This window comes from Streptomyces sp. NPDC054796 (assembly GCF_053611545.1).
In genome coordinates, this window is sequence record NZ_JBSHAO010000049.1 from 13,330 (window position 1) to 39,338 (window position 26,009).

A 26,009-nucleotide genomic window follows, 5' to 3' on the forward strand; every position below is an offset into this window, starting at 1 on the left:
CCGCCCCCTCACCCCCACCCAGGTAAAGGAACAAAGGAACGCACGCGCATGGCCCGTCGAACCCCGCACCACAAGCCCGTCAAGAGCCGCAGGAACCCGCTCGACGCGGCCGGGATCACCTACATCGACTACAAGGACACCGAACTGCTGCGGAAGTTCATCTCCGACCGCGGCAAGATCCGCAGCCGTCGCGTCACCCGCGTCACGGCCCAGCAGCAGCGGCAGTTGGCCCGCGCGATCAAGAACGCCCGCGAGATGGCGCTGCTCCCGTACGCCTCCCGCTGACGCGGGAACCAGGCGCGGGGGCGACCCCGTGCGCCAGCCGCGGGCCCCTCGGGGGCACCGTCCGGGCGAGGACCCGGGCGGTGCCCCCTCTGCGTGTTCCCGCCGTGCGCCGAGGGGCGGATGGGGACCCCGGGTAACGGGGGGTCAGCTCTGTGCGACCCGCTTTGACCGGCTGTGATGAGGCCGCGACAGGGTGTCGTGCACGTGCATTGGCACATGCAGAGGCACGTGAACGACGTTATGATCCCCGTCAGTTGGGCGGTTCGGCACTGCCCGGCGCCGCCCCCCACAGCACTAGTCCCGGGAGATCCAAGTGCCTCACGCGTACAACGGCATGGCCGCCAGGGACCTCCCCGAGGTCGCGTGGCAGAAGAGCCGTCACAGCAACTCGCAGGGGACCTGTGTGGAGTTCGCCAAGCTCCCCGGCGGGGACATCGCGGTGCGCAACTCGCGCTTCCCCGACGGCCCCGCGCTCGTCTACACGCCCGCCGAGATGGAGGCGATGCTCCTGGGCGTGAAGGACGGCGAGTTCGACCACCTCGTGCGGGACTGATCCGCCCCGCCCCGCTCCGCTGCGTCGCGCGGAACGCGGTCAGTTCCGTACGTGTGCCCGTGCGGCTGCCCGTACGCGTGCTCGGGTGCCCTGGAGGACGCCTTTTCCGCGTACGGGGTTGCTCCGGGGCGCGGAATCGCGCCAGGGCGAGGAGGGTGACGGGGTGGAGAGCCTCGTCACGGGTGTCACGGGTCGAGGCGGGCCGTCACGGGTTGAGCCGGAACAGGGCCCAGACGACCTTGCCCGCGAGGGCTCCGGACAGCGGGTGCCAGCCCCAGCTGTCGCTGAACGAGCCGACGAGATAGAGGCCGCGCCCCGACTCGGCGGAGAAGTCCACCAGTTCGTCGTCGCAGGCGCGCGTCTCCGGCGCCTTGTCGCTGGGGTCGCGCACCGCGCACACCAGCCGCGCCGACCAGCGCATCAGATGCAGCCGCACCTGCGGCTCCTGCTCGGGCCGCGCCCCGGCGGGCCCTTCTTCGGCGGGCAGCGCGTGGCGCAGCGCGTTCGTCACCAGTTCCGAGACGACGAGCGCCACGCTGTCGAACTCGGTCACCAGGTCCCATCTCAGGAGCGTCGTCCGCGTGAACTCGCGGGCGCTCTTGACCGCTTCGTAGCGTGGGGAAAGTGCACAGGACGCCGAGCCGGAGACGGCTGTCGGGTCGAGAGGCGGGAGCCCTTGCCATAAAGGCTCTAGCACGGTCGATCCTTCGGTCCCCATGACGAGCCACTCCTGGCGTTCGCGGCAGTGTCGATCCTGTGTGGATCCTGTCGGCTGTGCTCCTCCGGACGGGTCTCGCTGCACAGTGCTGAACGCGTCGCCAACGTGCCTGGCACCGAGTGCACTTGTGCTTTCCCCCATGGTTCCCAATGCCCACAGCAGATGCAAGGGCAGATGCACGTGCACGCGATACTTTCGATCGTCTGTAACCGCACGGGCACGCAACGGAGCGCATTGATGGCACACTGCCCTTCAGGCAGGGGCGGAGGGCTGATCGAAATGGAAACGAAAGCGGCAAGCGGTGTGAATAGCGGCGTCAACGGGGCGAGTAGCTCAAGTGGGTCGATGGTGCGACGCATCCTGCTCGGGTCCCAGTTGCGGCGGCTCCGCGAGGCACGGGGCGTGACCCGTGAGGCCGCCGGATACTCGATCCGAGCCTCCGAGTCCAAGATCAGCCGGATGGAGCTGGGCCGGGTGAGTTTCAAAGCGCGCGACGTCGAAGATCTGCTCACGCTCTACGGAGTCACCGACGAGGCCGAGCGCGAGCCGCTCCTGGGCCTCGCCCGCGAGTCCAGCATCGCGGGCTGGTGGCACACGTACAGCGACGTGCTGCCCGGCTGGTTCCAGACCTACGTCGGGCTCGAAGGCGCCGCGTCCCACATCAACACCTACGAGGTGCAGTTCATCCACGGGCTGCTCCAGACCGAGGACTACGCACACGCGGTCGTCACCGCCGGGCACAAGGAGCACATCCCCGAGGAGGAGGTCGAGCGCCGCGTCGCGCTGCGCCAGGAGCGGCAGAAGCTGCTGCTCGGCGAGAACGCGCCGCACTTCCTCTGCGTGCTCGACGAGGCGGCGCTGCGCCGCCCGTTCGGCAGCCGCGCCATCATGGACGCGCAGCTCCGGCACCTGGCCGAGATCTCCGAGCGGCCCAACGTCACGGTCCAGGTCGTCCCCTTCGAGCTGGGCGGCCATCCGGCGGAGAGCGGCGCCTTCACGCTGCTGCGCTTCCCGGAGTCCGACCTGAACGACATCGTCTACCTGGAGCAGCTCACCAGCGCCCTGTACCTGGACAAGCGGGACGAGGTCGCGCAGTACGAGCAGGTACTGGAGCGGCTGGTGGACAACAGTCTGTCCCCGTCCGAGACCCGCGAGCATCTCCACAGGATCCGCCAACTCGCGTAAGAGACAAGTACGATGACATGCCATCAGCACCGAGCTGAGTGGTGCCGCGCCGTGCGGCGCCGCGTCGCCCCTTCCAGCCCCCAGAAGGAATGGCATGTCCTACTTCACGGACTTGGCGCTTCAGTACATCGACGGTGAGTGGCGTCCGGGGAACGGCTCCTGGGACATCATCGACTTCAACCCGTACAACGGGGAGAAGCTGGCGTCGATCACCGTCGCGACCGTCGACGAGATCGACCAGGCGTACCGCGCCGCCGAGCGTGCCCAGGGGGACTGGGCCGCCACCAATCCGTACTCCCGCCGGCTGGTCTTCGAGCGTGCGATACGCATCATCGAGGAGAGCGAGCAGGAGATAACGGAGGCGATCATCGCCGAGCTGGGCGGCACCCGGCTCAAGGCGGCCTTCGAGCTGCATCTGGCCAAGGAGTTCCTGCGCGAGGCGATCCAGCTCGCGCTGCGCGCGGAGGGCCGCATCGTGCCCTCGCCCGTTGACGGTAAGGAGAACCGCGTCTACCGCGTCCCCGTGGGCGTCGTCGGCGTCGTCTCCCCCTTCAACTTCCCCTTCCTCCTCTCTCTGAAGTCGGTGGCGCCCGCGCTCGCGCTCGGCAACGCGGTCGTCCTCAAACCCCACCAGAACACCCCGGTGTGCGGCGGGGCGCTCGTCGCCAAGGTGCTGGAGGAGGCGGGGCTGCCCCCGGGGCTGCTGAACGTCGTCATCACCGACATCGCGGAGATCGGGGACGCGCTGCTGGAGCACCCGGTGCCCAAGGTCATCTCCTTCACGGGCTCCGACAAGGTCGGCCGGCACGTCGCCACCGTCGCGGCGAGCCACTTCAAGCGGGCGATCCTCGAACTGGGCGGCAACAGCGCGCTGATCGTCCTGGACGACGCCGACGTCGACTACGCGGTGGAAGCGGCCGTGTTCAGCCGCTTCGTGCACCACGGGCAGGTCTGCATGGCGGCCAACAGGCTCGTCGTGGACCGCAGCGTGGCCGAGGAGTTCACGGCGAAGTTCGTCGCCAAGGTGGAAGGGCTGAAGGTCGGCGACCCGGAGGACCCCAGCACGCACATCGGCCCGCTCATCAACTCCTCCCAGGCCGAGAGCGTCAACGCGCTGGTCGAGCAGGCCGTGGCGGGCGGTGCGACGGCGCTGCTGCGCGGCACGGTCGACGGCAACGTCGTCTCGCCGAGCGTCCTCACCGACCTGCCCGACGACTCGCCCGCGCTGCGCGAGGAGATCTTCGGGCCCGTCGCCGTGATCATCCAGGTCGACGGCGAGGAAGAGGCCGTGCGCGTGGCCAACGACACGCCCTACGGGCTGGGCGGCGCGGTGCACACCGGCGACATCGACCGGGGCATCCGGGTGGCGCGGCGCATCGACACCGGCATGGTGCACGTCAACGACTCGACGGTCGCGGACGAGCCGATCGTCCCGTTCGGCGGCGAGAAGAGCTCGGGGCTGGGACGGCTGAACGGGGACCAGATGGTGGAGGCGTTCACCACCACCAAGTGGATCTCCATCCAGCACGGCCGCAGCGGCTTCCCCTTCTGACGCTGTTCTGATTCTGACCGGCCGGATTTTTTGCGTCGGCCGGGCGGCCGGGCCGGTTTCCGGTCCGCCAGGCCGTCATCCGCCCCTCACCCGTCCTGTGCCGCCTCCCGGAGGGTGTCGCGGAGGTCGGCGGCGCGGATGAGGTCGTCGCTCAGCGCCGTCCGCTCGGCGGCGCCGAGCCCGTCCTCGGCCTTCCGCACCTCGGCGAGCAGCGAGGCGGCGAGCGCGGGATCGTCGAGCGTGCAGGCGAGGTCGGCCCGCAGGACGAGCGCCTTGAGGCGTTCGGCCGCCGAGGCGGGCGTCGCGGTCGCGAGCGCGTGGTCGAGGATTCTGGCGCCCTGGGCCGCGTCGCCCTTGGCGCCCCTGGAGACGCCGAGCAGCCACGCCTGGCGCAGCGCCCGCGCGAACTTCTCCTTGGGCATGGGCGCGTGGTCCATGCTCTCGCCGTTGGGCTGGCCGATCCGCACGCAGTTGCCGCCGGGGTCGGTGAGCAGGAACTGCCGCACTCCGTACGAGGTGTCCTTGAGCTGCCCGAGCCGGGGGATGCCCCGGGTGGGCACGCGGCCGTAGGCGCGCTTGAGACCGGCGCGGAAGGCGGCGTACAGCTCGTCGACCCGTTCGGTCAGTACGTAGCAGGTGCTCCAGGACTCCTCGGGGACCACGGACTTGTGGCCGAAGAACTGAAGCTCGAAGCCGTCGCCTTCGGCGCCGTAGCGGAGCGAGGCGAACGGGTTGGGCCGGGTCTGGAGATGGGTGGTCTCGAAGCCGAGCGTCGCGTAGAAGTCCACGAGATCCGGGACGGAGGGGCACGGGAGGATCGGGATCGTCTGCTCTCTCTGGTCGCCCATGGGGTGAGGCTAGACACGCCTGCGAGGCTAGTCAAACTTGATTACGTGCGCCGTCTAGTCTGGTCCAGGACACGGGATGACACCTTGTGTCAAGGACCGGGCGCGGAGGCGTGAAGACGCGCAGGTGCGGAGGCGGGCAGTGCGGAGGCGCGGCGGCGCGCAGGCGCGGAGAGGGAGACGATGTCGGCGATCCGGCTGCTGGTGCTGGGAGCGGTGCGCCAGCACGGGCGGGCACACGGCTACATGGTCCGCAACGACCTGGAGTTCTGGGGGGCCCACGAGTGGTCGAACGCCAAACCCGGGTCGATCTACCACGCGCTGAAACACATGGCCAAGCAGGGACTGCTCCGCGCCCACGAGACCGCGCCGAGCACGGCGGGCGGTCCGCCGCGTACGGAGTACGAGCTGACCTCCGAGGGCGAGGCCGAGTTCATGAGGCTGCTGCGGCACGCGCTCACGTCGATCGAGGAGAAGCAGGACATGCTGACCTCGGGCGTGGGCTTCCTCGTCGACCTGCCCCGCGAGGAGGCCGTCGCGCTGCTCAAGGAGCGGGTGGCTTCGCTGGAGGCGTGGCGGAGCGAGGTCACGCGGCACTGGCGGCCTGAGGAGGGCACGCCCGCCGAGTGGGGCCACATCGGCGAGATCATGGACCTGTGGGTGCACAACTCCGACAGCGCCGCCGCGTGGACGCGTGGCCTGATCGCGCGGCTGGAGGGCGGCGCGTATGTCATGGCGGGCGAGGGTGAGCGGACCCCGGACGTCCTCCCCGAGGGCGTGCCGAACCCGTTCGCGGACGAGTAGCCCCCTCCGGGCCCCCGCCCGCGCCCCCTGTCCCGTGCCGCCGGGGCTTGCGCCTCACGTGGCGTGAGGCAGCACCGTGGTCGCCGTAAGGGAAGCGAAGGAGACGGGCATGAGCTACTCCGTCGGCCAGGTCGCCGCGTTCTCCGGCGTGACGGTGCGCACGCTGCACCACTACGACGAGATCGGGCTGCTGACGCCGGGCGACCGCACCCACGCGGGGCACCGGCGCTACAGCGACGCCGACCTGGACCGGTTGCAGCGCGTCCTCTTCTACCGGGAGCTGGGCTTTCCGCTGGAGGAGGTCGCCGTGCTGCTCGACGATCCGGAAGCGGATCCGATGGCACATCTGCGCCGCCAGCACGAGCTGCTGGAGTCGCGGATCGGCAAGCTGCGGGAGATGGCCGAGGCCGTCGAACGGGCCATGGAGGCACGGAAGATGGGGATCAACCTGACACCCGAGGAGAAGTTCGAGGTCTTCGGGGAGTTCGACCCGGACCAGTACGCGGCGGAAGCGGAGCGGCGGTGGGGCGGCACGGACGCCTACCGCGAGTCGCAGCGCCGCACGGCGCGCTACACCAAGGACGACTGGAAGAGCTTCCAGGAGGAGTTCGACGGTATCCACCGGCGGATCGCGGACCTCCAGGCGAGCGGCGCACCGGCGGACTCCGCCGAGGCGGTGGCGCTGGCCGAGGAGCACCGGCTGTTCATCACGCGCACCAACTACGCGTGCTCGCGCGAGATGCACGTCAAGCTCGGCGAGATGTACGTCGAGGACGCGCGGTTCACCGCGTACTACGAAAAGATCCGGCCAGGTCTCGCCGTCTACATGAGGGACATCATGCGGGCGAACGCCGCACGCGGCGAGTGACGGCGGCCGTCGCGCGGCCGTGCGGGGGAGCGAGGGCCCGTCTCGGGGAGGCGGGCCCTCGCCACGTCCGTACGGGCCGGGGCGGGCGCCGCACCCTCGTGGGACCGTGACCCGGGCGGCCCCTTCCCGGCGGCTCCGCCACGGTCCGTGAACCACAGGGCCCCGTCATGTCCCGGACACGTCCGGGCCCGCGGTCGTGGCGGATGCCGGGGCGGGCGCGCGGCGGGCGCCGTGACGGGTGCGTCCAGGGCCGTCCGGGTTGCGCCGCACGGCTGCATCTGGGGCGCGGTCAGGGCGAGGTGCCCTGACGGAGGCGTCGGATCGACGTACGACTGACAGTTCAGCGACATCGGACCGATCCGACCACAGGGCCCCGATCGCCGGGCCCGGCGGCGCGACGGGGGACCGCGCGGCGGATCAGGAAGGGGTACCGGGTGCGGGTTTCGGCTGGACAGTCGCGGGTCACGTGAGTTCACGTGGGCAGAAGTGACCCATGCGCCGAGCGTCCCACCCACCGACCGTCAAAGGCAGTGAAACGAAACCCATCTTATGCTTCGGTTCGTAGGCGAACCCGGGACAGGGCCTGCGCTTGTGCGGGCAGAATCACCCCACCGCCACCACGGTTGGAGGGAACCGCCCGTACCTGACCCGGCGTCGAGCATGTGGCATCAAGTGGAGGCTTAACGTCTCAAGAGGTAAGGAGCGGACAGAAAGTGGTCGGGGACCCCAAGCGGAACGGCGGGGCAGGAGAGCCTGCGGACAGCCCGGAGGACGCCAAGCCGCTCTCGGACGAGGCGCACAGCGCGTTCACGCCGCCGCTCGGCGTGCCCATGCCGCCTCCCCCCGAGGACGAGTCCCCCACCTCCGAGTTCGCCGTGCCCGAGGGACTGCTGACCTCACCGCCACAGGAGTTCAGCAGCGCGTTCACACCGCCCGACGGCATCCCCCAGATCGGCCCGCTCGCCCGTCCTGGCACGCCCTGGCAGGACCGCATGCGGACCATGATCCGCATGCCGCTCGCGGAGCGGCCCGCGCTCGACCGGCCCACCAGAACCGAGGAAGCGGAACCCGGCTTCGCCGTCCCGCGCGTCCTCGACCTCACGCTCCGCATCGGCGAGCTGCTGCTCGCGGGCGGCGAGGGTGCGGAGGACGTCGAGGCGGCGATGTTCGGCGTGGCCCAGGCGTACGGCCTGGACCGCTGCGAACCGACCGTGACCTTCACCCTCATCTCGATCACCCACCAGCCCTCGCTGGTCGACGACCCTGTGACGGTCGGGCGCACCGTGCGCCGCCGGGGCACCGACTACACGCGGCTGGCCGCCGTCTTCCGGCTCGTCGACGACATCACCAAGGGCGACGTCTCCCTGGAGGAGGCGTACCGCCGCCTCGCCGCGATACGGCGTAACCGGCACCCGTACTCCAAGGGCGCGCTCACCATGGCGAGCGGCGCGCTCTCGGGCGCCGCGTCCATGCTCGTAGGCGGTGACGGGCTGGTGTTCGTGCTGGCCGCGCTGGGCGCGATGCTCGGCGACCGGCTCGCGTGGATGTGCGCCGGGCGCGGGCTGCCGGAGTTCTACCAGTTCGTGGCCGCCGCGATGCCGCCCGCCGCCATAGGGGTCACGGTCGCGCTGACCCTTCCGGGCGACTCGTCCCAGTTCAAGGCGGCGGCGGTCATCACCGGTGGACTCTTCGCGCTGATCCCCGGGCGGGCGCTGGTCGCGGCCGTGCACGACGGGCTGACCGGCTTCTACATCACCGCAGCGGCGCGCCTGCTGGAGGTCGTCTACCTCATCGTCGGCATCGTCTGCGGCGTCCTGCTCGTCCTCTACATCGGCGCGCAGCTCAGGGCCGAGCTGGTCCCGGACCAGCTCCAGCGCGAGGAGCGCCCGTTCATCCAGCTCTTCGCGGCCATGCTGCTGGCGCTCGCCTTCTGTGTGCTGCTTCAGCAGGAACGTCACACCGTGCTGCTGGCCACGCTGAACGGGGGCGTCGCCTGGGTGGTCTACGGTGCGCTGCACGACGTCGGGCCCGTGGACACGGTGCCCTCGACGGTGGCCGCCGCCGGACTGGTCGGCCTCTTCGGCCAGTTGCTGTCCCGGTACCAGTTCGCTTCCTCGCTGCCGTACATCACGGCTGCGATCGGGCCGCTGCTGCCTGGTAGTGCGACGTACTTCGGGCTGCTGAACATCGCGCAGGGCGAGATGGACAAGGGGATCCAGCACCTGTCGCAGGCGGCGGCGATCGCGCTGGGCATCGCGATCGGCGTGAACCTCGGCGGCGAGCTGGCCCGCCTCTTCATCAAGACCCCGGGCGTCGACACCCCCCTCCCGGGCCGCCGCGCGGCCAAGCGCACCCGAGGCTTCTAAGGAAACGGTTCCCCTTCGCGGGAGTGCGGCTCCCTTCGCGGGGTGCGGAAGGAAACGGGGGGTTCCCCCTTCACCGGTCCGCGCCCCTTCACGGGGTGCGCGGTGAAGGCCACACGGGGTGCCCGTTTCTCGCAGGGGTGCGCCTTGCCTGGCGCCCTCTTGGGGTTTCGTTCGCGTGTGGCGGGCCGGTGGCACGGGTTGTGCCCACCCTCCCCCAGTTACCGCTGGGAGGTGCCCCCTCGCCAGCGGGACGATTGCCCACAACTTTTGGCGCCGTCGCCCGGCGGGGCGTCGTGGTCGGGTGCGGGTGGTGGCTTCGGCGCGGCGTGTGGTGCGGTGCGTTGCGGCTGGCGCCGCGTGGTTCTTGGTTTGTGCCGGTGGCCGTGTGGGGTGTGTGGGTGGGGGTGTCCGGTGCCGCGCCGGGGTGTCTCCTCGGCGTGAAGGTCTCGTTTTCGGCTTTCTGCCGTCGTTCGTCTCGGCCTGCGGGGACACCCCACCGCGTCCCCGTCCCGCCGGTGGCCCACCCCCGCTCCGGGTCGGCAGGGGTACGAAAACCAGTGCGGGACCTACGGTCCCCACTCCACGGGCCGACCGTCCCGCGCAATACCCCCGGCGAAGGGGGCGCAGTCCCGGTGCCCACTCGTTCCGCCGAGGGGGAGGCTTGTCCACAGCAAGGGGAGCGGGCCGGAGGGTGGCCACCGGGTGGGAGGTGGTGCGGTGGGGTGTCCCCGCAGGTCGAGAAAGTCACCGGCGGAAAGCCGAACACGATGGCTTCACGCCGAGGAGACACCCCGGCGCGGCGCCGACCCCCACCACACAGCAATCCCACACGGCCACCGGCACAAGCCAAGAATCACGCGGCCCTGGCCGCGAACAACCGGTCCACACGCCGCGCCGTAGCCACCGGCCCGTACCCGGAAACGGCGCTCCGCCCCCGCGAAGGGAGCCCCACGCGTGCAGCGGCACAAAAATCAGCGCGGGACCCTACGGCGCCCACCTCACCGGCGAACCGTCCCGCGCAACACCCCCGGTCAACCAGAACCCACCGTTTCCTTCCGCACCCCGCGCAACACCCCCGACAAGGGGGACCCCAAGCCGAAGGGGCGCCCCCCACACAAGGAAGGGCGCCCCTTCGAAGGCGTCACGCTGGCTCGCGGGCGTACCCGTGATCGCCTCGTGCGGCCCCAGTGGCGAGCGGTCAGTGGCCGCCGTTGGCCTCGAGGCGCTTCACGGAGGCCTCGACCTCGGACTCCGCATCCGCGCGGCCGACCCAGTTCGCGCCCTCGACCGACTTGCCGGGCTCCAGGTCCTTGTAGACCTCGAAGAAGTGCTGGATCTCCAGCCGGTCGAACTCGCTCACGTGGTGGATGTCCCGCAGGTGCTCCATGCGCGGGTCGGACGCGGGCACGCACAGCAGCTTGTCGTCGCCGCCCGCCTCGTCCGTCATGCGGAACATGCCGATCGCACGGCACTTGATGATGCAGCCGGGGAAGGTGGGCTCCTCCAACAGCACCAGCGCGTCCAGCGGGTCGCCGTCCTCGCCCAGGGTGTTGTCGACGAAGCCGTAGTCGGCCGGGTAGACGGTCGAAGTGAAGAGGTGGCGGTCGAGCCGGATGCGACCGGTCTCGTGGTCCACCTCGTACTTGTTCCGCGACCCCTTCGGGATCTCGATGACGACGTCGAACTCCAAGGGAGGCTCCTCCGTGATCAGCACATGTATCTGATGGTTAAGTGTCCCCCACGGACGTACGCGCTCGCGAAAGGGGCTGGTCGAGGTGCGTGACACCGCATCCGAGGTGCGGAACACCGCGATCCGGGCCTACCGAGCGGTGCGGGCGTACACCCTGCGGTCCGTACGGACGGCCCGGCAGCGCTGGCGGACCGCGTCGCCGCGGGAGCGGCAGACGGCCGTCGTGACGGCGGGCTCCGCCGTTCTGGGACTCGTGGTCGCCGTCGTGGCGGTCGCCGCGACGGGGCCGTGGGACTCGGGCCAGCGTACGGCCGAGCGCGCCTGGGCCGCCTCCCAGGACCGGGGGAGTGGCGCGAAGCACACCGGCGGCGCGGGTGACGGACGCGGCCCCGCGCCCGAGGACGCGCCCGACGTGCTCGGCGCCCTCGGTACCGACGCAGCCGACGAGCCGACGCGCGGCCCTGGCTCGGGCAACGTCCCGCCCCCCACCTCCTCCGCGCTCGCCGACGCGCTGGAGCCGCTGCTCGAGGACGCCGCGCTGGGCCCCGTACGCAGCGCTTCCGTCGTGGACGCGGCCACCGGGCGCAAGCTCTACACCGTCGGCGCAGGCGTGTCCGCCACCCCGGCGTCGACGGTGAAGCTGGCCACGGCCGTCGCGGCGCTCTCCGCGCGCGGGGACGGCCACCGGATCGAGACCAGGGCGGTGCGTGGCGGGGGCGGGAGCGTGGTGCTCGTCGGCGGCGGCGATCCGACGCTCGACGCGGACGGGATCCGCGAGATCGCGAAGGAGACGGCCCGCTCGCTGAAGAAGGCCGACAAGGGCGGCGGGGCCCCCGAGGTCTCCGTCGGCTATGACACCTCCCGCTACAAGGGCACCACCCAGCACCCCATAAGCCCCAACGAGAACATCGCGGCCGTCACCCCGCTGATGGTGAACGAGGGGCGGCTCGACGGTTCCGACCACGGCCCGGCACCCCGCTCTGCCGACCCGGCCAGGGACGCGGCCGAGGACTTCGCCGAGGCGCTGGAGCGGCAGGGCGTCGAGGTCAAGGGGGGCCCGGAGCGGGCGGGGGCGCCCGCGCGGGCGAAGGAGCTGGGCGATCACCGTTCGGCGCCGCTGTCCGAGCTGGTGGAGCGGATGCTGACCAACAGTGACAACGACATCGCCGAGGCCCTCGCCCGGCAGACCGCGCTCGCCAAGGGCGAGGAGCCCAGCTTCGCGGGCGCGGAGACCGCCGTGCGGCGCGAGCTGGACAAGCTGGGTCTGCCCGTGCAGGGCGCGCGCTTCGCCGACGGCAGCGGACTGGACCGCGCCGACAAGGTCTCGGCCGGGCTGCTGACTCAACTGCTGGCGCGGGCCGCGGACCCCGGCCGCACGGAGCTGCGCTCCGTCCTCACGGGCCTGCCCGTCGCGGGCTTCACGGGCACGCTGGAGGAGCGCTACGGCGACGAGCAGAACAAGCCGGGGGCGGGCCTCGTACGGGCCAAGACGGGCACGCTGACCGGCATAAACACCCTGGCGGGCACGGTCGTGGACGCGGACGGGCGGCTGCTGGCCTTCGCCTTCATGACCTCGGGGACCAAGGACGCCGAGGGCGCGAAGAACGCGCTGGACCGGATGGCCTCGGCCCTGGCCAACTGCGGCTGCCGCGACTCGCCCTCGTCGGGCTGACCGCCCCGCGCGGCCACTCGCGGGTCCCCTCCCGGAGCCCGCTTCCGTCCCCGTCCGCGTACCGGGAAGGCCGTATGGAGGCCGGGCTTTCGCTCCGGGACCGTCCAGGCTCGTCCAGGCCCGTCCAGCGGTGACCTCCCGAACGGCTCCGGCGGCACGTACCGTGAAGTCATGACGAGCCTCGGTGGTGTGGAGATGGTCGACTGGAATCTCGCGGTCGCGACCGCGACCCGGCTCGTACGGCCGGGGCCCGAAGTCAGCAGGGACGAGGCGCGCGACGTCGTCACGGAGCTGCGCCGGCACGCGAAGGCGTCGGAGGAGCACGTGCGGGGCTTCACCCGGCTGACGCCCCCCGGGGAGGCCGGGGACACGCCCGTCCTCGTCGTGGACCGGCCCGGCTGGGTGCGCGCCAACGTCGCGGGCTTCCGCGAGCTGCTGTCCCCGCTGCTGGGCAAGATGCGGGAGCGCCGCGCGAGCATCCCCGGCGGCTCGGTGCTCGGCACCGTCGGCGGCAAGGTGACGGGCGTCGAGGTCGGCATGCTGCTGTCCTTCCTCTCCTCGCGCGTCCTCGGGCAGTACGAGACGTTCGCCCCGGCCAGCCGCGAGCTGCCCGCCGGCCCCGACGGGGGCGGGCGGCTGCTGCTCGTCGCGCCGAACATCGTGCACGTGGAGCGGGAGCTGGAGGTGGACCCGCACGACTTCCGGCTGTGGGTGTGCCTGCACGAGGAGACGCACCGCACCCAGTTCACGGCCGTCCCCTGGCTGCGCGACCACCTGCGCGGCGAGATCCAGTCCTTCCTCGGCGAGACCGAGATGGACCCCTCTACGCTGCTGGAGCGGCTGCGCGAGGCCGTCCAGTCGCTGACCGGGAGCAGGCCGGAGGGCGAGCGGGGCGAGGGGGCCGAAGGCGGTGCGGACGATGCTGACGAGGGGGCCAGGGGCAGCTTCGTCGAGCTGGTCCAGACCCCGGCGCAGCGCGAGATCCTGGGGCGGCTCACGGCCGTGATGTCGCTGCTGGAGGGCCACGCGGACTACGTGATGGACGGGGTGGGGCCGCAGGTCGTGCCCTCCGTCGCCGAGATCAGGGAGAAGTTCCAGCAGCGCAGGGCCAGTGGCGCGGGCCGCCTCGACCAGGCGCTGCGCAAGCTGCTCGGGCTCGACGCGAAACTGCGCCAGTACCGCGACGGGGAGCGCTTCGTGCGCGCCGTCTGCGACGAGGTCGGCATGGACGGTTTCAACAGGGTGTGGACGTCCCCGAACACGCTGCCCACCAAGGCGGAGATCGCCAAACCGGCGGACTGGATCGCACGGGTGCACCGCAAGACGGACTGAGGACCATCGGGGCGCCGCACAGACCACCGGAATCCCCGGCAATCACCCTTCTGAGGGACCGAGATCGCCGGGTGCGCGTGCGATGCTCGGGGAATACGGTTCGTCTCTGTCACTATCGACGCACTCTGAGTGACAACCCCCCTTCGAGGATGTGAAACGGACAATGGGTCCCCATCCCGCGGTCGCCGCAATACGCCTGGCGGTCCGCCGCGCACTCCACGATGTCCTGAGCGAGCACGCCGCCCGCGAAGGCTCCTCCCCCACGCCCCCCACCTGGGCCCACGCGCCCGCGGGTCCCGGTGCCCACGGCGGCCCCCGCGACGCCTCAGCGCCCGCCGCTTCCGCCGCCTCCCCTCACAGCGCCGGGCCCCCGCTCGTGCTCGTCGCCTGCTCGGGCGGCGCCGATTCCATGGCCCTTGCCTCGGCCCTCGCCTTCGAAGCCCCCCGGCTCGGCGTCCGCGCCGGAGGCGTCACCGTCGATCACGGCCTCCAGCCCGGCTCCGAGGAGCGCGCCCTCGATGTCGTGGCCAGGCTGACCGCGCTCGGCCTCACCCCCGCCGAGTCGGCGGCCGTCACCATCGGCCGTACGGGCACGGGCCCCGAGGCCGCCGCCCGTGACGCGCGGTACGCCGCGCTGGACGAGGCGGCCCGGCGGCTCGGCGCGGCGGCCGTGCTGCTCGGGCACACCCGCGACGATCAGGCGGAGACGGTGCTCCTGGGTCTGGCCAGGGGCTCCGGCACCCGCTCCCTCTCCGGCATGGCCGCCATCTCGGGCACCTCGGAGCTGTACCGCCGCCCCTTCCTCGCCGTCGACCGCCAGACCACCCGCAAGGCGTGCATGGTCCAGTCCCTCCCCGTATGGGACGACCCCCACAACGCCGATCCGGCCTACACCCGCTCCCGCGTGCGCCACGAGGTGCTGCCCGTGCTGGAGAAGGCGCTCGGCAAGGGCGTCGTCGAGGCCCTCGCCCGTACGGCCCAGCTCTCCCGTGACGACGCGGACGCGCTCGACGCCTGGGCGGCCGACGCCGAGCGCGTCGTACGCACGGACGCGCCGGGCACCGAGGGCTGGGACGGCTGCGAGCTGGACACCAAGCGGCTGCACGGGCTGCCGCCCGCCGTCCGGCGCCGGGTGCTGCGCCGTGCCGCCATCGAGGCGGGCGCGCCGGCCGGCTCGCTCTTCGCGCGGCACATCGAGGAGGTGGACCGTCTGGTCACCGCGTGGCGCGGGCAGCGGGCCATCAACCTGCCCGGCCGTGTCGAGGCCAGGAGGCAGGGTGGCAGACTGGTCGTCCGGCATGGCTCACCGGCCTCACCGACACCACTGAGCTGACGCCGCCGTCGGCGTCGGCGCCGTCGGAGTCGTGGGCGCCGTGAGACGGGACCTCGAACGAGAGCGGCACGGGTGGACGAGAAAGACATGAGCACCGACCTGAAGTCGGTGCTCATCACCAAGGAAGAGATCGACGCGAAGCTGGCAGAGCTGGCCGCGAAGATCGACGCGGAGTACGCGGGCAAGGACCTGCTTCTCGTCGGCGTCCTCAAGGGCGCCGTCATGGTCATGGCAGACCTGGCGCGCACCGTCTCCACCCCGGTCACGATGGACTGGATGGCGGTGTCCTCCTACGGCGCGGGGACCCAGTCCTCCGGCGTCGTCCGGATCCTCAAGGACCTGGACACGGACATCAAGGGCAAGCACGTCCTGATCGTCGAGGACATCATCGACTCCGGTCTGACGCTCTCGTGGCTGCTGTCCAACCTGGGCTCGCGCGAGCCCGCCTCGCTGAACGTCTGCACGCTGCTGCGCAAGCCCGACGCGGCGAAGGTGGCGATCGACGTGAAGTGGGTCGGCTTCGACATCCCGAACGAGTTCGTCGTGGGCTACGGGCTCGACTACGCCGAGAAGTACCGCAACCTCCCCTTCGTCGGCACGCTCGCCCCGCACGTCTACGGCGGCTGAGCGCGCCGGTGAGCCGTCGGCGGCGGTGCAGCCGGTCGGCGCAACGGCCCGCGACGTGTCCCCCCGGGCCCCGCGGGGCCGCCGGGGCGGGAACACAGGGCGGTTTCGGGCCGTTGGAGCATGCGGAGGGGTTTCAGTTGACCGTCCTCGGCGGCGCCGGGTGACAATGCTGGGGTACCGTCCGAAGGTCAGGCTTTTCAACTCACTGTGGCAGGAGGGACGGGGCGCACGCGCTCCGTATGGATGGACGTGAAGCGATACTTCCGCGGGCCGGTCATGTGGATCGTGCTGGCCGTCCTTGCCGTGGTCGTGTTGATGCAGGTCGTCGGCTCGTCCGGCGGCTACAAGACGGTGGACACGGGCCAGGTCGTCCAGGCGATCGACCAGGACAAGGTGAAGTCGGCCGAGCTCACAACCGGCGACGAACAAGTCGTCAAGCTTGAGCTCAAGGACGGCGCCAAGGTCGAAGACAGCGACAAGATCAAGGCGAGCTACATCGACGACCAGGGTGTCGATCTCGCCAAGAAGCTCCAGGCCAAATTCGAGCAGAAGGAAATCCCCAAGGGGTACACGGTCGCGCCGCAGAAGCAGAACCCGTTCGTCGGGATGCTGCTCTCGCTGCTGCCGTTCGTGCTCATCATCGTCGTCTTCCTGTTCCTGATGAATCAGATGCAGGGCGGCGGCAGCCGGGTGATGAACTTCGGCAAGTCCAAGGCCAAGCTGATCACCAAGGACACCCCGAAGACGACGTTCTCGGACGTCGCGGGGTCCGACGAGGCGTGCGAGGAACTCCAGGAGATCAAGGAGTTCCTCCAGGAGCCCGCCAAGTTCCAGGCGGTCGGTGCCAAGATCCCCAAGGGTGTGCTGCTCTACGGCCCGCCCGGTACGGGTAAGACGCTCCTGGCCCGCGCCGTCGCGGGCGAGGCCGGTGTCCCCTTCTACTCGATCTCCGGCTCCGACTTCGTGGAGATGTTCGTGGGTGTGGGCGCCTCGCGCGTCCGTGACCTGTTCGAGCAGGCCAAGGCCAACGCACCCGCCATCGTCTTCGTCGACGAGATCGACGCCGTCGGCCGGCACCGAGGTGCGGGCATGGGCGGCGGTCACGACGAGCGCGAGCAGACGCTGAACCAGCTGCTCGTGGAGATGGACGGGTTCGACGTGAAGGGCGGCGTCATCCTGATCGCCGCCACCAACCGCCCGGACATCCTGGACCCGGCGCTGCTGCGTCCCGGCCGGTTCGACCGCCAGATCGCGGTGGACCGCCCGGACATGCAGGGCCGTCTGGAGATCCTCCAGGTCCACCAGAAGGGCAAGCCGATGGCTGCCGACGTGGATCTGAGCGCGGTCGCCCGGCGCACCCCGGGCTTCACGGGCGCCGATCTGAGCAACGTCCTCAACGAGGCCGCGCTGCTCACGGCGCGCAGCGACCAGAAGCTGATCGACAACAAGTTCCTGGACGAGGCGATCGACCGCGTCGTGGCGGGCCCGCAGAAGCGGACCCGGATCATGAGCGACAAGGAAAAGAAGATCACCGCGTACCACGAGGGCGGTCACGCCCTGGTCGCGGCGGCCTCGCCCAACTCCGATCCCGTTCACAAGATCACGATCCTGTCGAGAGGCAGGGCGCTGGGCTACACCATGGTGCTGCCCGACGAGGACAAGTACTCCACCACGCGCAACGAGATGCTCGACCAGTTGGCGTACATGCTGGGCGGGCGCGCGGCGGAGGAGCTGGTCTTCCACGATCCGACGACGGGTGCGGCGAACGACATCGAGAAGGCGACGGCGACGGCCCGCGCCATGGTCACGCAGTACGGCATGACCGAGCGGCTTGGCGCGATCAAGTTCGGCTCCGACAACTCCGAGCCCTTCCTGGGCAAGGAGATGGGCCACCAGCGCGACTACTCCGAGGAGGTCGCCGGGCTGGTGGACGAGGAGGTCAAGAAGCTGATCGAGACGGCGCACAACGAAGCCTGGGAAATCCTGGTGGAGAACCGCGACGTCCTCGACAATCTGGTCCTCGCCCTGCTGGAGAAGGAGACGCTGAACAAGGAGGAGATCGCCGAGGTCTTCGCCACGGTCGTCAAGCGTCCCGCTCGCCCCGCATGGACGGGCTCCTCGCGGCGCACCCCCTCCACCCGGCCCCCGGTCTCGGCTCCGGCCCTGGCCAACGGTGCCAACGGTTCCTCGCCCGCGCTCGACAAGAGCGGCGGCAAGGAGATCGGCCCGCGGGACTCGGACGCCATTGTCGAGCCCGTCGATCCGACGGAGAACTGACCTGCGATGACCAGCGCGTTTCCCGTGTGACCGGCCTCACCGGCCGCGGGAACGGACCTGGAATGTGAGCCGCGCCCCTCGGGTTTTAACCTGAGGGGCGCGGCTTATTGCTGCACATGTGCGAGGAACGAGGCAACTGATGACCGACCCGGTGACTCTGGACGGCGAGGGCAAGATCGGCGAGTTCGACGAGAAGCGGGCCGAGAACGCCGTCCGTGAACTCCTGATCGCCGTGGGTGAGGACCCCGACCGCGAGGGCCTGCTGGAGACTCCCAGCCGCGTGGCCCGCGCCTACAAGGAGATATTCGCCGGGCTGCGGCAGGAGCCGGAGGACGTGCTGACCACGACCTTCGACCTCGGCCACGACGAGATGGTCCTGGTCAAGGACATCGAGGTCTTCTCGACGTGCGAGCACCACCTCGTGCCGTTCCACGGCGTCGCCCACGTGGGGTACATTCCGGCCGCCAGCGGCAAGATCACCGGGCTGTCGAAGCTGGCCCGTCTGGTGGACGTGTTCGCGCGCCGCCCCCAGGTCCAGGAGCGGCTGACCACGCAGATCGCCGACTCCCTCATGCGGATACTGGAGCCGCGCGGGGTCATCGTCGTCATCGAGTGCGAGCACATGTGCATGTCGATGCGGGGCATCCGCAAGCCGGGTGCGAAGACGCTCACCTCGGCCGTCCGGGGCCAGTTGCGCGACGCGGCGACCCGCTCCGAGGCGATGAGCCTGATCCTCCGCTGAGTCCCCGAGCGACGGGGGCGGCCTCGGGGCCGTCGAACCGGCGACGCCGCCGCGCGCGTGGTGGTGCCACGCACACGACGGCGTCACTGGCTCAGGACGCGGTCCTTCTTCTGAGGGTCGCCGCCGGGGCGGTACCGGCGGACGGTGGATGCGGGGGCAGGACGGTGGAGACGAGGGCGTCGACGGGAGCCGTGCGCTTCGGCACCCGTCGCGGCGCACCGGGCCTGAGCGCGGCGCGGGGCCCTGGAGCCGCGCCGTTCCCCTGGGTGCCGGTGCCGGTGCCGACGACGCCTCCCTGTTCCCCGGTATCCGGGCCCGGCTGCTCCTGCTGCTCCGGCTGTTCCTGCTGCTCCGGCAGCGGGGTGCCGATGTAGAGCCAGCCGAGCAGCTTCTCGTCCGGGGCGAGGCCGAGCGTCTCCCGTACGACGGGGGAGTCCACCTCGCGGCCCGTGCGCCAGATGCTTCCCCACCCCCTGTCGTGCAGCAGCAGTTCGAGGCTGTGCACGACTCCCGCGGTCGCCGCGAGCTGCTCCCACTCCGGGACGGAGGTGTCCCGCCTGGGGGCGAACACCACCGACGCCAGGAGGGGCGCCCGGCGGGCCTTCGCGGCGGCCCGGTCCCGTGCGGGGACGGGCGCGTGGGCCGCGAAGGCCGCGCCGAGCAGGGAGCGCTGGGCGCCGCGGAGCAGTACCCACCGCCACGGCCGCAGCCGGCCGTGGTCGGGGGCCGAGGCCGCCGCCTGGAGGAGCGCGGTGAACTCGGCCGTGTCCGGTGCGGGCTCGGCCAGATCCTTCCTGCTGCGTCGGGTGAGCACCGCTTCCGTCAGCTCCATGGCGCTCCTCCTCTCAGGCCGCCGCGAGCGGTCCGTCGCCCTTGGCCGACGAGGCACTGCCCTTGGCCGACGGGGCCCGGCTGTCCGGACCCGGACCCGGACCCGGCCCCGGCCCCGGATCCGGACGCGCCGATGCTGATGCCAGCGCGTGCGCTCGCGCGTCCGCCAGCGCTGCTGCGAAGCGGCGGCGGCTCTCGTTGATCTCGGCCACCAGCGTGCCGCTCACCTGGGGCGAGGCGGCCGGGGCCGCGATCTCGGTCTCCCAGCTCGACCACCACGTGCCCTCGGCAGGCGGTTCCTCGCGGAAGACGGCCCGGAAGGTGAGCAGGGTGCCCTGGCCAGGCCGCTCCAGCAGATCGATCCGGAACTCGCCCTCGGGCACGTCCAGATGGACGGTGTCGTCCACGCACGACATGCCGGTGAGGCCGGGTATCGCGCCGTCGGACAGGAGCGTCGAGTGGTGGATGGCGGCGCCGCGTACCTGGATACGGGCGCGGAGGTGTGCGGAGACGGTCATCGCAGGGCTCCCGTGCTGACTGCGGTCTCTTGCTCCGGGGACGGGGGTCGGGATCCGGGGCGCACCGCCTTGATCACCTGGCGGAAGAACGCCGGATAGCTCGACTCGACGTGGACGGCGCGGCGCCGCACCTCGTCGTGCCGCTGTGGCAGCTGGTTGATGGGGACGGTCATGGCCGCGTGGTGCTCCACGTGCAGGTTGTTGCCGTTGGTGTACCAGGTGGTGAACCAGCTCCCCTTGATGGAGCGGGTGTTGCGCAGCACGTCCGTGGTCTCGGTGTCGCACAGGATGTGCTCGGGAAGCTCCACCAGGAAGTGCATCGGCACCGCGAACAGCAGCGGCAGCACCCACAGGCGCAGCACCAGCTCGCCTGCGCCGAGCGGTACGGCCGCGACGGCGGCGACGATGAGCAGCCCGAACAGCCGGTACTCGGCGTTCACCTCGCGTCGCCGGCGCTCGGCGATCTGGCCCAGGTCGTACGTCCAGCGGTTGGCCAGGGAGAGCCCGATGTCACGGGCGACGCCCAGCAGCCGCGCGTAGTCGAACGCGCCGCGCAGCAACTGGCCCCAGGTCAGCGGCTTGCGGGTGTCGAAGCCGAAGAACTCCGAGTCCTGCGGGGTGCCGAGGTGGCGGTGGTGCTGGAGGTGCCGTACGCGGTAGTGGCTGTAGGCGACCAGCAGCGGCGCTCCCAGTGGCACTCCGACCAGCCGGTGCGGCCGGGAGGAGCGGAACGAGGAGTGGTGCAGGCACTGGTGCTGCAACTCCACCATGTGGGTGTAGACGGCGCCCAGCAGGCAGGCGCCGAGCAGCGCCACGAGCCAGTTCGGGCGCAGGGCCAGATATCCGGCCCCGCCCGCGAGAGCCAGGGCCAGGACGAGCTTGCCGATGAAGACCCGCTGGTCCCTGGCGGACACCCGTACCTTGCGGAAGAGGACCCCGCCGTCGTCCCGTGCCGCGGCCTTGCGGTCGGTACGGGGCGCGGTGGTGCCGGTGTCCGTCGCCGCCGTGCCGTTGGCCGGGGCGGCTGCGGTGCCGCTGTTCGGGGCCGCCGTGCGCGGCGCCGGGTTCGTGTCGGATGAGGAACGGTACATGGGCCGCCTCACCTCTGAAGGGCGCGCATCGCGCCCCAGATGCGCTGGTAGTACGCGTTCGCGACGCGTACCCGGGTGGCCACGCCGAGGCTGATCTCGCGCAGCAGCTCGGGGGAGCGGCCGACGAGGGGCACGAAGACGCCCTTGAACCACTCCTCTCCGTGGTCGGCGTCCACATGGACGTGGACGCGCTGGTAGTCGATGACGTCCGAGGGCACGCCGAGCCGGTCGCAGCCGTCGACCATCGCCTGGAAGCGGGGGGACGCGCTCTGTTCCAGTACGCCCATCGCGCCCAGCGCCCTCGGGTTGAGGTGGCGGTGGATGCCGTACATGAGGAGCAGGGACGCGTTCTCGAACGCCTCGGGGCAGTTGAGGGCGCTGCGGTCGACGCCCGCGTCGGCGAGCCGGGCCCGCATGTAGACGGCGGAGTGCTCGAACATCCGGGTGTGCACCCCGTTGATGTCGCCCTCGCCCATCTCGTCCCAGTAGTTCTCGGCGATGGTGAGCTTGGTGTGCCCCTCGGTGCCTATCTGCACCATGGCCATGAGGTCGTCGAACTTGCTGTCCACCAGCTCCTCACCCATGAAGAACAGCGCCATCTGTTCGAGGGTGGCGTCCTCGGCGAGGTAGCGGCAGAACTCGGGCTGTGTGTGCGCGTCCGCGACGGCCAGGAACCACTCGCGGAACTCCTCACCGGTTTTCGGCAGTTGCGACTCGTCGACCTGTGCGTCCTCCCAGCGCAGCCACGCCTCCTCGGTGGCGGTGATCTGCGGGTCGGTGTTGAGCCGCGGCACGCGCGTGAAGTCCTCCGGGCCCGACATGTAGGCCACGTAGTGCGCGTGCAGCTGGGAGAGCAGCGCCTCGCGGGCCGCCGGCTCGGGCGGGGCGCCGTCGGCGGGAAAGGCGCGGTTCAGTTCGTCCTCGAAGCGGGGGCGCGGGGTGGTGAGGGTGGAGGTGGAGGTGGCGGTGATGGTCATGGTCCGGCTCCTTCCGAGCGGATCGGGTTTGACGTTCGGAGAGGCCGCGGGGCTCATCGGGGTTCGGAGCCGCGCGTGATGACGTCGATGAAGACATCGCGGTGCCCGGGTTCTGCCGGGTCGACCGGGGTGAGCGGGGTGGCGTCGTGGAGGGTGCGGGTGTCGTCGGCGATCAGCAGATCGCCGGGCAGCAGCGTCTCCGCGTGCAGCCGCTCCTTGGTACCGGCGTCGTAGAGGCCTGTGCGCCCTCCGCGCACGTTGTGGCGTGCGACGAGCAGGGTGACGACGTAGTCGACGCCGTCGCAGTGCGGGCCCCAGGGTGTGGGGTCGCCGGTCTTCTCGGTGCTGGTGACGATGCGGTTCTGGAAGCACTGGTGGTGCCACACGTCGGGGCCGTGCAGCTCTTCGAGGATCGCGCTGAGCCCCGAGAGGAGCCCGGCGAACAGGGCGCTGCCGGTGACCTCGGGCTCGATGGGCTCGAAGTACCGCTGTACGTCGCCCTCCAGGTTGTTGATCTCCGAGCTCTGTACGTACGGGCGCGGGGCGAGCTGCTCGAACTGCCCGTCGGTGTGGACGTTGAACACGGTGTGGCGACGGCGCCGGTAGGTTTCCCCGCCTCCCATGAAGGTGTCGACGGGGAGGCCGTTCCAGCTTTCCGCGAACAGTTTCCAGTCCCTCGACGAGTTCGCCTCGGGACCGATCAGGTCTTCGGCCTGGCCGCGTGAGTACCACTGGTCGCGCAGCGCTTGTGCTGATAACCGGGGGGACATGCGCTTCCTCTCGTCCGGAGGTCACGAGGAATTTCCGTCCCGTTCGCTTCCGTTCAGCTCGCGGGTTCCTTGGGGGTTCCTGAGGGGTTCCAGGGGGTTTCCTCGCGGGTACCTGACGGGTTCTGGCGAGTTCCGCTCGCTGTGGACCGCAGGGACACACATGAGTCTCTGCGGCCCCATCCGGAAAATCCGCACCGGATCGAATGAGTAAATGATCCACTCATTCCCGATCATGTTCAGATGCCGGACGACAGCCGAATACGGTGCGAAGGTCCTGACGCGGGCGCTCCCGGAGAAGTGCCGCATTCAACGGAAACCTGGAACGGTGGACCGTACAGGGATTTCGAACGGTCGTTGTCGGTGCGTACAGGCGGGGCCAGGGTGGCGCACAAGCAACCGGCCGAAGGGAGCGCGGGAAGTGACAACGACGGATGAGTTCTACGGAAGCGGCGCCCGGCAGATGCAGCGGACGATCGGCACGGAACGGCTCGCCGATCACATCGCGGGGAGGTATGTGGCCGCTGAACTCGACGCCGACGCGCAGGAGATCGTGCGCGCGGCGGACTGCTTCTACCTGGCCACCGTGGACGCCTCGGGCGCGCCGGACTGCTCGTACAAGGGCGGGCTTCCCGGCTTTGTGCGCATTCCCGAACCGGGCGTCCTTCTTTTTCCCAGCTACGACGGCAACGGCATGTTCCGCAGTCTCGGAAACATCCTGGAGAATCCGCGCGTCGGCATGCTGTTCATCGACTACGAAAAGCCCATCAAGCTCCGCGTCAACGGCGATGCCCGCGTCTCCACCGACCCCGTTCTCCTCGACGCGTTCCACGAGGCGGACGCCGTGGTCCAGGTGGACATCAGGGAGGCGTTCGAGAACTGCCCGCGCTATCTGCACGACGTCAGGCGGGCCGGGCACTCCAAGTACATCCCGCAGCCCGGACACGTGCCGCCGGACCCGGACTGGAAGCTGAAGACCGAGTACGACGGCCTGGTGCGTCGCGGCGCCCGGTGAGGGGCAGGGCCCCGTCAAGGGGGCAGGGGGAGCGGGGAGAGCGGGCGGGACGGACGGGGCGGTGGCTCAGGTGCTGTAGGCCATCCCCGTCGTCCGGGTGTGGGCCCGCTTCAGATGGCGCTGGAGCACGGGGAACCAGGTGGTGGCCGCGGCGGCGGGCGGCGCCACCAGGGCCACGGTCCGCGCGGGCGCGTTGACGCTGCCCATGTCCACGGCGCGGCTCAGCTCCGAGTCCTGGAGCAGCGCGGAGGACGGCACATAGGCGACGGCGCGCAGGACCGTGGCCATGCGCTGGGCCAGCAGCCAGTCGTCCGTACGGCCGACGGCGTGGGCGCGGATGCCGTGCCGCGCGAAGTGGTTGGACAGCAGCCGGTCGCAGTCCGAGCCGACCCTGGGCAGCACCCACGGGGTAGCCGACAGCGCGCGCGGGGAGTCGGAGCGCAGCACCGAGGACAGCAGCCCGCGCGGCCCCACCAGCACGAACGGGTCGTGCCACAGCGGCGCCACCTGGCACGGGGCGCTGTCGTCGCGCGTCACCTCCTGTATCGAGAGCGCGGCGTCCAGGGTGCCCTCCTCCACCAGGTCGCGGCCCTCGTACGGGGTGGTCTCGAACAGCTCGACGCCGAAGCCCAGCCGCTCGGGCTGGTCGAGCGCGGGCAGCACGCTGCTGGCCATGGCCGACGGGAAGGCACCGAGGCGCACCGGCCGCCGGGCGCCGCGCACCGGGCCCGGATCACGCTGCCGCCGGCTGACGGAGCGCTCCCACAGCTCCGAGATCTGCGAGCCGATCTGGGCCAGTTCCGAACCGCTGTCCGTCAGCCGGACGCCCCGGCCGTCGGGTTCGAGGAGCGAGAAGCCGCACTCGGAGGCGAGCGCTTTGATCTGCTGGGAGACCGCCGAGGGGGAGAGGTGAAGCTCTTTGGCAGCGGCGTGGATACCGCCGTGCACCTGTACCGACCGCAGCGTCCGAAACTGCTGAAGGGTCGCCATGACTGCCTTTCGCTCGGTGGGGGGAGGTCGGTGGCACGCTCAGGGCGTCACCACGCCCTGAGCGCGGGCGTCGGTCGGCCGATGTCACGTCACACTCATCACTCCCGTCGCGCCCCTCGTGCCCGTCGCGCCCCTCGCGTCCCCCACTCCCGCCACGCCCGTCACATCCACCGCGTCCAGGAGGCGAACGCGCGCACCGGGAAGGTGCCCAGCCCCGAGACCTTGACGGGGACGGCCGTGAACCGCGCGCCCTTGTCGGGTACCTGGTCCAGGTTCGTGAGGTGCTCGACGAGCGGGATCCCGGCGCCGAGGAGTTCGTGGTGCGCGGGCCTGGAGCCGGTGTGGGTGCCGTCCATGTTGAGGGAGTCGATCCCGACGACGGCGGGGTCCGCCTCGGCCAGCAGTTTCGCCGCGTCGGCCGACAGGTGCGGGTGCTGGCCGTTCGCGTACGCCTCGGTCTCCCAGAACCGCGACCAACCTGTCCTGATGAGCACCGCGTGCCCGGTCAGATCCGCCTTCGCGAAGACCTCGGGCGGTATCTCCTGCTTGTCGGTCTCGATCAGCGTGACGGGCACGTTGACGACCTGCCGCAGATCGAGCCGCGTCAGGTCGAAGCCGTCGGCGAAGGCGTGGAACGGCACGTCCATGTAGGTGCCGCTCTGGCCGACCATGCACAGCTTGCCGGTGTAGAAGGTGTAGCCGGGGTCGTACAGCTCCCGGGACTCCTCATGGGTGATGTAGGGGGTCAGCTCGGGTTGCGGCAGCCCGGGGTATCCCGTGGAGCCGGAAACGATCTCGTGACTGAGGTCGACGATGCTGGTGCCGCGTGACGCACCGTTGTGATGCCGCCCGGTGACGCGGGGCGGAAGCGACTGGTTCGCCATGAGGGAGCCTCCTCGTTGCGTGGTTCTGATGTTCGGACATGGGCGGCGAGTCGTCACGAGTGGCCGCTGTGTTCCAGCCAGCGCGTG

The 26,009-nt window shown here is 70.7% G+C and carries 24 protein-coding genes; 14 read left to right on the top strand and 10 right to left on the bottom strand.

Annotated features, from left to right (window positions below):
- Window positions 1-48 precede the first annotated feature (48 nt).
- Both rpsR and ACWGJ2_RS30990 read left to right on the top strand, forming a co-directional pair.
- Window positions 49-285 (top strand): 30S ribosomal protein S18, encoded by a 237-nt coding sequence (gene rpsR, locus ACWGJ2_RS30985; protein WP_453349599.1) that lies wholly within the window; start codon window positions 49-51, stop codon window positions 283-285.
- 313 nt (window positions 286-598) lie between these two features.
- Window positions 599-838 (top strand): DUF397 domain-containing protein, encoded by a 240-nt coding sequence (locus ACWGJ2_RS30990; RefSeq protein WP_453349600.1) that lies wholly within the window; start codon window positions 599-601, stop codon window positions 836-838.
- Between the two features lie 205 nt (window positions 839-1,043).
- Here the strand turns inward: ACWGJ2_RS30990 and ACWGJ2_RS30995 are convergent, their stop codons facing one another.
- Window positions 1,044-1,556 carry an ATP-binding protein gene (locus ACWGJ2_RS30995; RefSeq protein ID WP_453349601.1) on the bottom strand — a complete coding sequence of 171 codons (513 nt, stop codon included), beginning with the start codon at window positions 1,554-1,556 and terminating at the stop codon, window positions 1,044-1,046.
- Between the two features lie 345 nt (window positions 1,557-1,901).
- On the opposite strand from ACWGJ2_RS30995, the gene ACWGJ2_RS31000 reads away from it, so the two are divergent.
- Together ACWGJ2_RS31000 and ACWGJ2_RS31005 are read left to right on the top strand one after the other, a co-directional pair.
- Window positions 1,902-2,741 carry a helix-turn-helix domain-containing protein gene (locus ACWGJ2_RS31000; protein WP_453349602.1) on the top strand — a complete coding sequence of 280 codons (840 nt, stop codon included), beginning with the start codon at window positions 1,902-1,904 and terminating at the stop codon, window positions 2,739-2,741.
- 94 nt (window positions 2,742-2,835) lie between these two features.
- A complete protein-coding gene (locus tag ACWGJ2_RS31005) occupies window positions 2,836-4,293 on the top strand; it encodes an aldehyde dehydrogenase family protein (RefSeq protein WP_453349603.1) in 1,458 nt (485 codons plus the stop codon).
- Window positions 4,294-4,379: 86 nt separating this feature from the next.
- On the opposite strand, the gene ACWGJ2_RS31010 is transcribed toward ACWGJ2_RS31005, so the two are convergent.
- A complete protein-coding gene (locus ACWGJ2_RS31010; protein ID WP_453349604.1) occupies window positions 4,380-5,141 on the bottom strand; it encodes a bleomycin resistance protein in 762 nt (253 codons plus the stop codon).
- A gap of 180 nt (window positions 5,142-5,321) precedes the next feature.
- Between ACWGJ2_RS31010 and ACWGJ2_RS31015 the strand changes: the two genes are divergently transcribed.
- The 3 genes from ACWGJ2_RS31015 to ACWGJ2_RS31025 all read left to right on the top strand — a co-directional run bounded on the left by ACWGJ2_RS31015 (window position 5,322) and on the right by ACWGJ2_RS31025 (window position 9,176).
- Window positions 5,322-5,942 (top strand): PadR family transcriptional regulator, encoded by a 621-nt coding sequence (locus ACWGJ2_RS31015; RefSeq protein WP_453349605.1) that lies wholly within the window; start codon window positions 5,322-5,324, stop codon window positions 5,940-5,942.
- Between the two features lie 109 nt (window positions 5,943-6,051).
- Window positions 6,052-6,810 (top strand): MerR family transcriptional regulator, encoded by a 759-nt coding sequence (locus tag ACWGJ2_RS31020; RefSeq protein WP_453349606.1) that lies wholly within the window; start codon window positions 6,052-6,054, stop codon window positions 6,808-6,810.
- 713 nt (window positions 6,811-7,523) lie between these two features.
- A complete protein-coding gene (locus tag ACWGJ2_RS31025) occupies window positions 7,524-9,176 on the top strand; it encodes a threonine/serine ThrE exporter family protein (RefSeq protein ID WP_453349607.1) in 1,653 nt (550 codons plus the stop codon).
- Window positions 9,177-10,374: 1,198 nt separating this feature from the next.
- Here ACWGJ2_RS31025 and ACWGJ2_RS31030 read toward each other — a convergent pair.
- The gene (locus tag ACWGJ2_RS31030) at window positions 10,375-10,866 is read right to left on the bottom strand and encodes an inorganic diphosphatase (protein ID WP_453349608.1); all 492 of its coding nucleotides are present in this window, start codon (window positions 10,864-10,866) and stop codon (window positions 10,375-10,377) included.
- 85 nt (window positions 10,867-10,951) lie between these two features.
- Here ACWGJ2_RS31030 and dacB point away from each other — a divergent pair, with 85 nt between their 5' ends.
- The 6 genes from dacB to folE all read left to right on the top strand — a co-directional run bounded on the left by dacB (window position 10,952) and on the right by folE (window position 18,849).
- Complete coding sequence (gene dacB / locus ACWGJ2_RS31035; protein ID WP_453349609.1) at window positions 10,952-12,538, top strand: D-alanyl-D-alanine carboxypeptidase/D-alanyl-D-alanine endopeptidase; 1,587 nt, start codon at window positions 10,952-10,954, stop codon at window positions 12,536-12,538.
- 171 nt (window positions 12,539-12,709) lie between these two features.
- Window positions 12,710-13,870 (top strand): zinc-dependent metalloprotease, encoded by a 1,161-nt coding sequence (locus ACWGJ2_RS31040; RefSeq protein WP_453349610.1) that lies wholly within the window; start codon window positions 12,710-12,712, stop codon window positions 13,868-13,870.
- A 163-nt stretch (window positions 13,871-14,033) separates the two neighbouring features.
- Entirely contained in the window at window positions 14,034-15,203 is a 1,170-nt protein-coding gene (tilS, locus tag ACWGJ2_RS31045; protein ID WP_453349611.1) for a tRNA lysidine(34) synthetase TilS, read from the top strand.
- A gap of 87 nt (window positions 15,204-15,290) precedes the next feature.
- Window positions 15,291-15,830, top strand: a complete 540-nt coding sequence (hpt, locus tag ACWGJ2_RS31050) for a hypoxanthine phosphoribosyltransferase (protein ID WP_453349612.1) — start codon at window positions 15,291-15,293, stop codon at window positions 15,828-15,830.
- Window positions 15,831-16,073: 243 nt separating this feature from the next.
- Window positions 16,074-18,107, top strand: a complete 2,034-nt coding sequence (gene ftsH, locus ACWGJ2_RS31055) for an ATP-dependent zinc metalloprotease FtsH (RefSeq protein ID WP_453349613.1) — start codon at window positions 16,074-16,076, stop codon at window positions 18,105-18,107.
- A gap of 139 nt (window positions 18,108-18,246) precedes the next feature.
- On the top strand, window positions 18,247-18,849 hold the full coding sequence (folE, locus tag ACWGJ2_RS31060) for a GTP cyclohydrolase I FolE (RefSeq protein WP_453349614.1): 603 nt from the start codon (window positions 18,247-18,249) through the stop codon (window positions 18,847-18,849).
- 91 nt (window positions 18,850-18,940) lie between these two features.
- On the opposite strand, the gene ACWGJ2_RS31065 is transcribed toward folE, so the two are convergent.
- From ACWGJ2_RS31065 to ACWGJ2_RS31085, 5 genes are read right to left on the bottom strand one after another with little or no spacing between them, the layout of a single operon-like run.
- Window positions 18,941-19,681, bottom strand: a complete 741-nt coding sequence (locus tag ACWGJ2_RS31065) for a nitroreductase family protein (RefSeq protein ID WP_453349615.1) — start codon at window positions 19,679-19,681, stop codon at window positions 18,941-18,943.
- Between the two features lie 13 nt (window positions 19,682-19,694).
- Window positions 19,695-20,198: a hypothetical protein gene (locus ACWGJ2_RS31070; protein WP_453349616.1), complete on the bottom strand. Its 504-nt coding sequence runs from the start codon at window positions 20,196-20,198 to the stop codon at window positions 19,695-19,697.
- Window positions 20,195-21,289: a fatty acid desaturase family protein gene (locus tag ACWGJ2_RS31075; RefSeq protein ID WP_453349617.1), complete on the bottom strand. Its 1,095-nt coding sequence runs from the start codon at window positions 21,287-21,289 to the stop codon at window positions 20,195-20,197. Before ACWGJ2_RS31075 ends, ACWGJ2_RS31070 begins: the two co-directional genes overlap by 4 nt.
- An 8-nt stretch (window positions 21,290-21,297) precedes the next feature.
- On the bottom strand, window positions 21,298-22,266 hold the full coding sequence (locus tag ACWGJ2_RS31080) for an iron-containing redox enzyme family protein (protein ID WP_453349618.1): 969 nt from the start codon (window positions 22,264-22,266) through the stop codon (window positions 21,298-21,300).
- A gap of 53 nt (window positions 22,267-22,319) precedes the next feature.
- Window positions 22,320-23,036: a 2OG-Fe dioxygenase family protein gene (locus ACWGJ2_RS31085; RefSeq protein WP_453349619.1), complete on the bottom strand. Its 717-nt coding sequence runs from the start codon at window positions 23,034-23,036 to the stop codon at window positions 22,320-22,322.
- Between the two features lie 418 nt (window positions 23,037-23,454).
- Here ACWGJ2_RS31085 and ACWGJ2_RS31090 point away from each other — a divergent pair, with 418 nt between their 5' ends.
- A complete protein-coding gene (locus ACWGJ2_RS31090) occupies window positions 23,455-24,048 on the top strand; it encodes a pyridoxamine 5'-phosphate oxidase family protein (protein ID WP_453349620.1) in 594 nt (197 codons plus the stop codon).
- A gap of 66 nt (window positions 24,049-24,114) precedes the next feature.
- Here the strand turns inward: ACWGJ2_RS31090 and ACWGJ2_RS31095 are convergent, their stop codons facing one another.
- On the bottom strand, window positions 24,115-25,038 hold the full coding sequence (locus ACWGJ2_RS31095) for a LysR family transcriptional regulator (RefSeq protein ID WP_453349621.1): 924 nt from the start codon (window positions 25,036-25,038) through the stop codon (window positions 24,115-24,117).
- Window positions 25,039-25,199: 161 nt separating this feature from the next.
- Complete coding sequence (locus ACWGJ2_RS31100; protein ID WP_453349622.1) at window positions 25,200-25,922, bottom strand: cyclase family protein; 723 nt, start codon at window positions 25,920-25,922, stop codon at window positions 25,200-25,202.
- Between the last annotated feature and the right edge of the window lie 87 nt (window positions 25,923-26,009).

Excerpts from the sequence above, each read along its gene's own strand:
- ACWGJ2_RS31065 (WP_453349615.1), bottom strand. The coding sequence starts at position 19,681 with ATGGAGCTGACGGAAGCGGTGCTCACCCGACGCAGCAGGAAGGATCTG.
- folE (WP_453349614.1), top strand. The coding sequence starts at position 18,247 with ATGACCGACCCGGTGACTCTGGACGGCGAGGGCAAGATCGGCGAGTTC.
- ACWGJ2_RS31095 (WP_453349621.1), bottom strand. The coding sequence starts at position 25,038 with ATGGCGACCCTTCAGCAGTTTCGGACGCTGCGGTCGGTACAGGTGCAC.
- tilS (WP_453349611.1), top strand. The coding sequence starts at position 14,034 with ATGGGTCCCCATCCCGCGGTCGCCGCAATACGCCTGGCGGTCCGCCGC.
- ACWGJ2_RS31100 (WP_453349622.1), bottom strand. The coding sequence starts at position 25,922 with ATGGCGAACCAGTCGCTTCCGCCCCGCGTCACCGGGCGGCATCACAAC.
- ACWGJ2_RS31010 (WP_453349604.1), bottom strand. The coding sequence starts at position 5,141 with ATGGGCGACCAGAGAGAGCAGACGATCCCGATCCTCCCGTGCCCCTCC.
- ACWGJ2_RS31080 (WP_453349618.1), bottom strand. The coding sequence starts at position 22,266 with ATGACCATCACCGCCACCTCCACCTCCACCCTCACCACCCCGCGCCCC.
- ACWGJ2_RS31070 (WP_453349616.1), bottom strand. The coding sequence starts at position 20,198 with ATGACCGTCTCCGCACACCTCCGCGCCCGTATCCAGGTACGCGGCGCC.
- ACWGJ2_RS31000 (WP_453349602.1), top strand. The coding sequence starts at position 1,902 with ATGGTGCGACGCATCCTGCTCGGGTCCCAGTTGCGGCGGCTCCGCGAG.
- ACWGJ2_RS31015 (WP_453349605.1), top strand. The coding sequence starts at position 5,322 with ATGTCGGCGATCCGGCTGCTGGTGCTGGGAGCGGTGCGCCAGCACGGG.
- hpt (WP_453349612.1), top strand. The coding sequence starts at position 15,291 with ATGAGCACCGACCTGAAGTCGGTGCTCATCACCAAGGAAGAGATCGAC.
- ACWGJ2_RS31005 (WP_453349603.1), top strand. The coding sequence starts at position 2,836 with ATGTCCTACTTCACGGACTTGGCGCTTCAGTACATCGACGGTGAGTGG.
- ACWGJ2_RS31040 (WP_453349610.1), top strand. The coding sequence starts at position 12,710 with ATGACGAGCCTCGGTGGTGTGGAGATGGTCGACTGGAATCTCGCGGTC.
- ACWGJ2_RS31020 (WP_453349606.1), top strand. The coding sequence starts at position 6,052 with ATGAGCTACTCCGTCGGCCAGGTCGCCGCGTTCTCCGGCGTGACGGTG.
- ACWGJ2_RS31085 (WP_453349619.1), bottom strand. The coding sequence starts at position 23,036 with ATGTCCCCCCGGTTATCAGCACAAGCGCTGCGCGACCAGTGGTACTCA.
- ACWGJ2_RS30995 (WP_453349601.1), bottom strand. The coding sequence starts at position 1,556 with ATGGGGACCGAAGGATCGACCGTGCTAGAGCCTTTATGGCAAGGGCTC.
- ACWGJ2_RS31075 (WP_453349617.1), bottom strand. The coding sequence starts at position 21,289 with ATGTACCGTTCCTCATCCGACACGAACCCGGCGCCGCGCACGGCGGCC.
- rpsR (WP_453349599.1), top strand. The coding sequence starts at position 49 with ATGGCCCGTCGAACCCCGCACCACAAGCCCGTCAAGAGCCGCAGGAAC.
- ftsH (WP_453349613.1), top strand. The coding sequence starts at position 16,074 with ATGGACGTGAAGCGATACTTCCGCGGGCCGGTCATGTGGATCGTGCTG.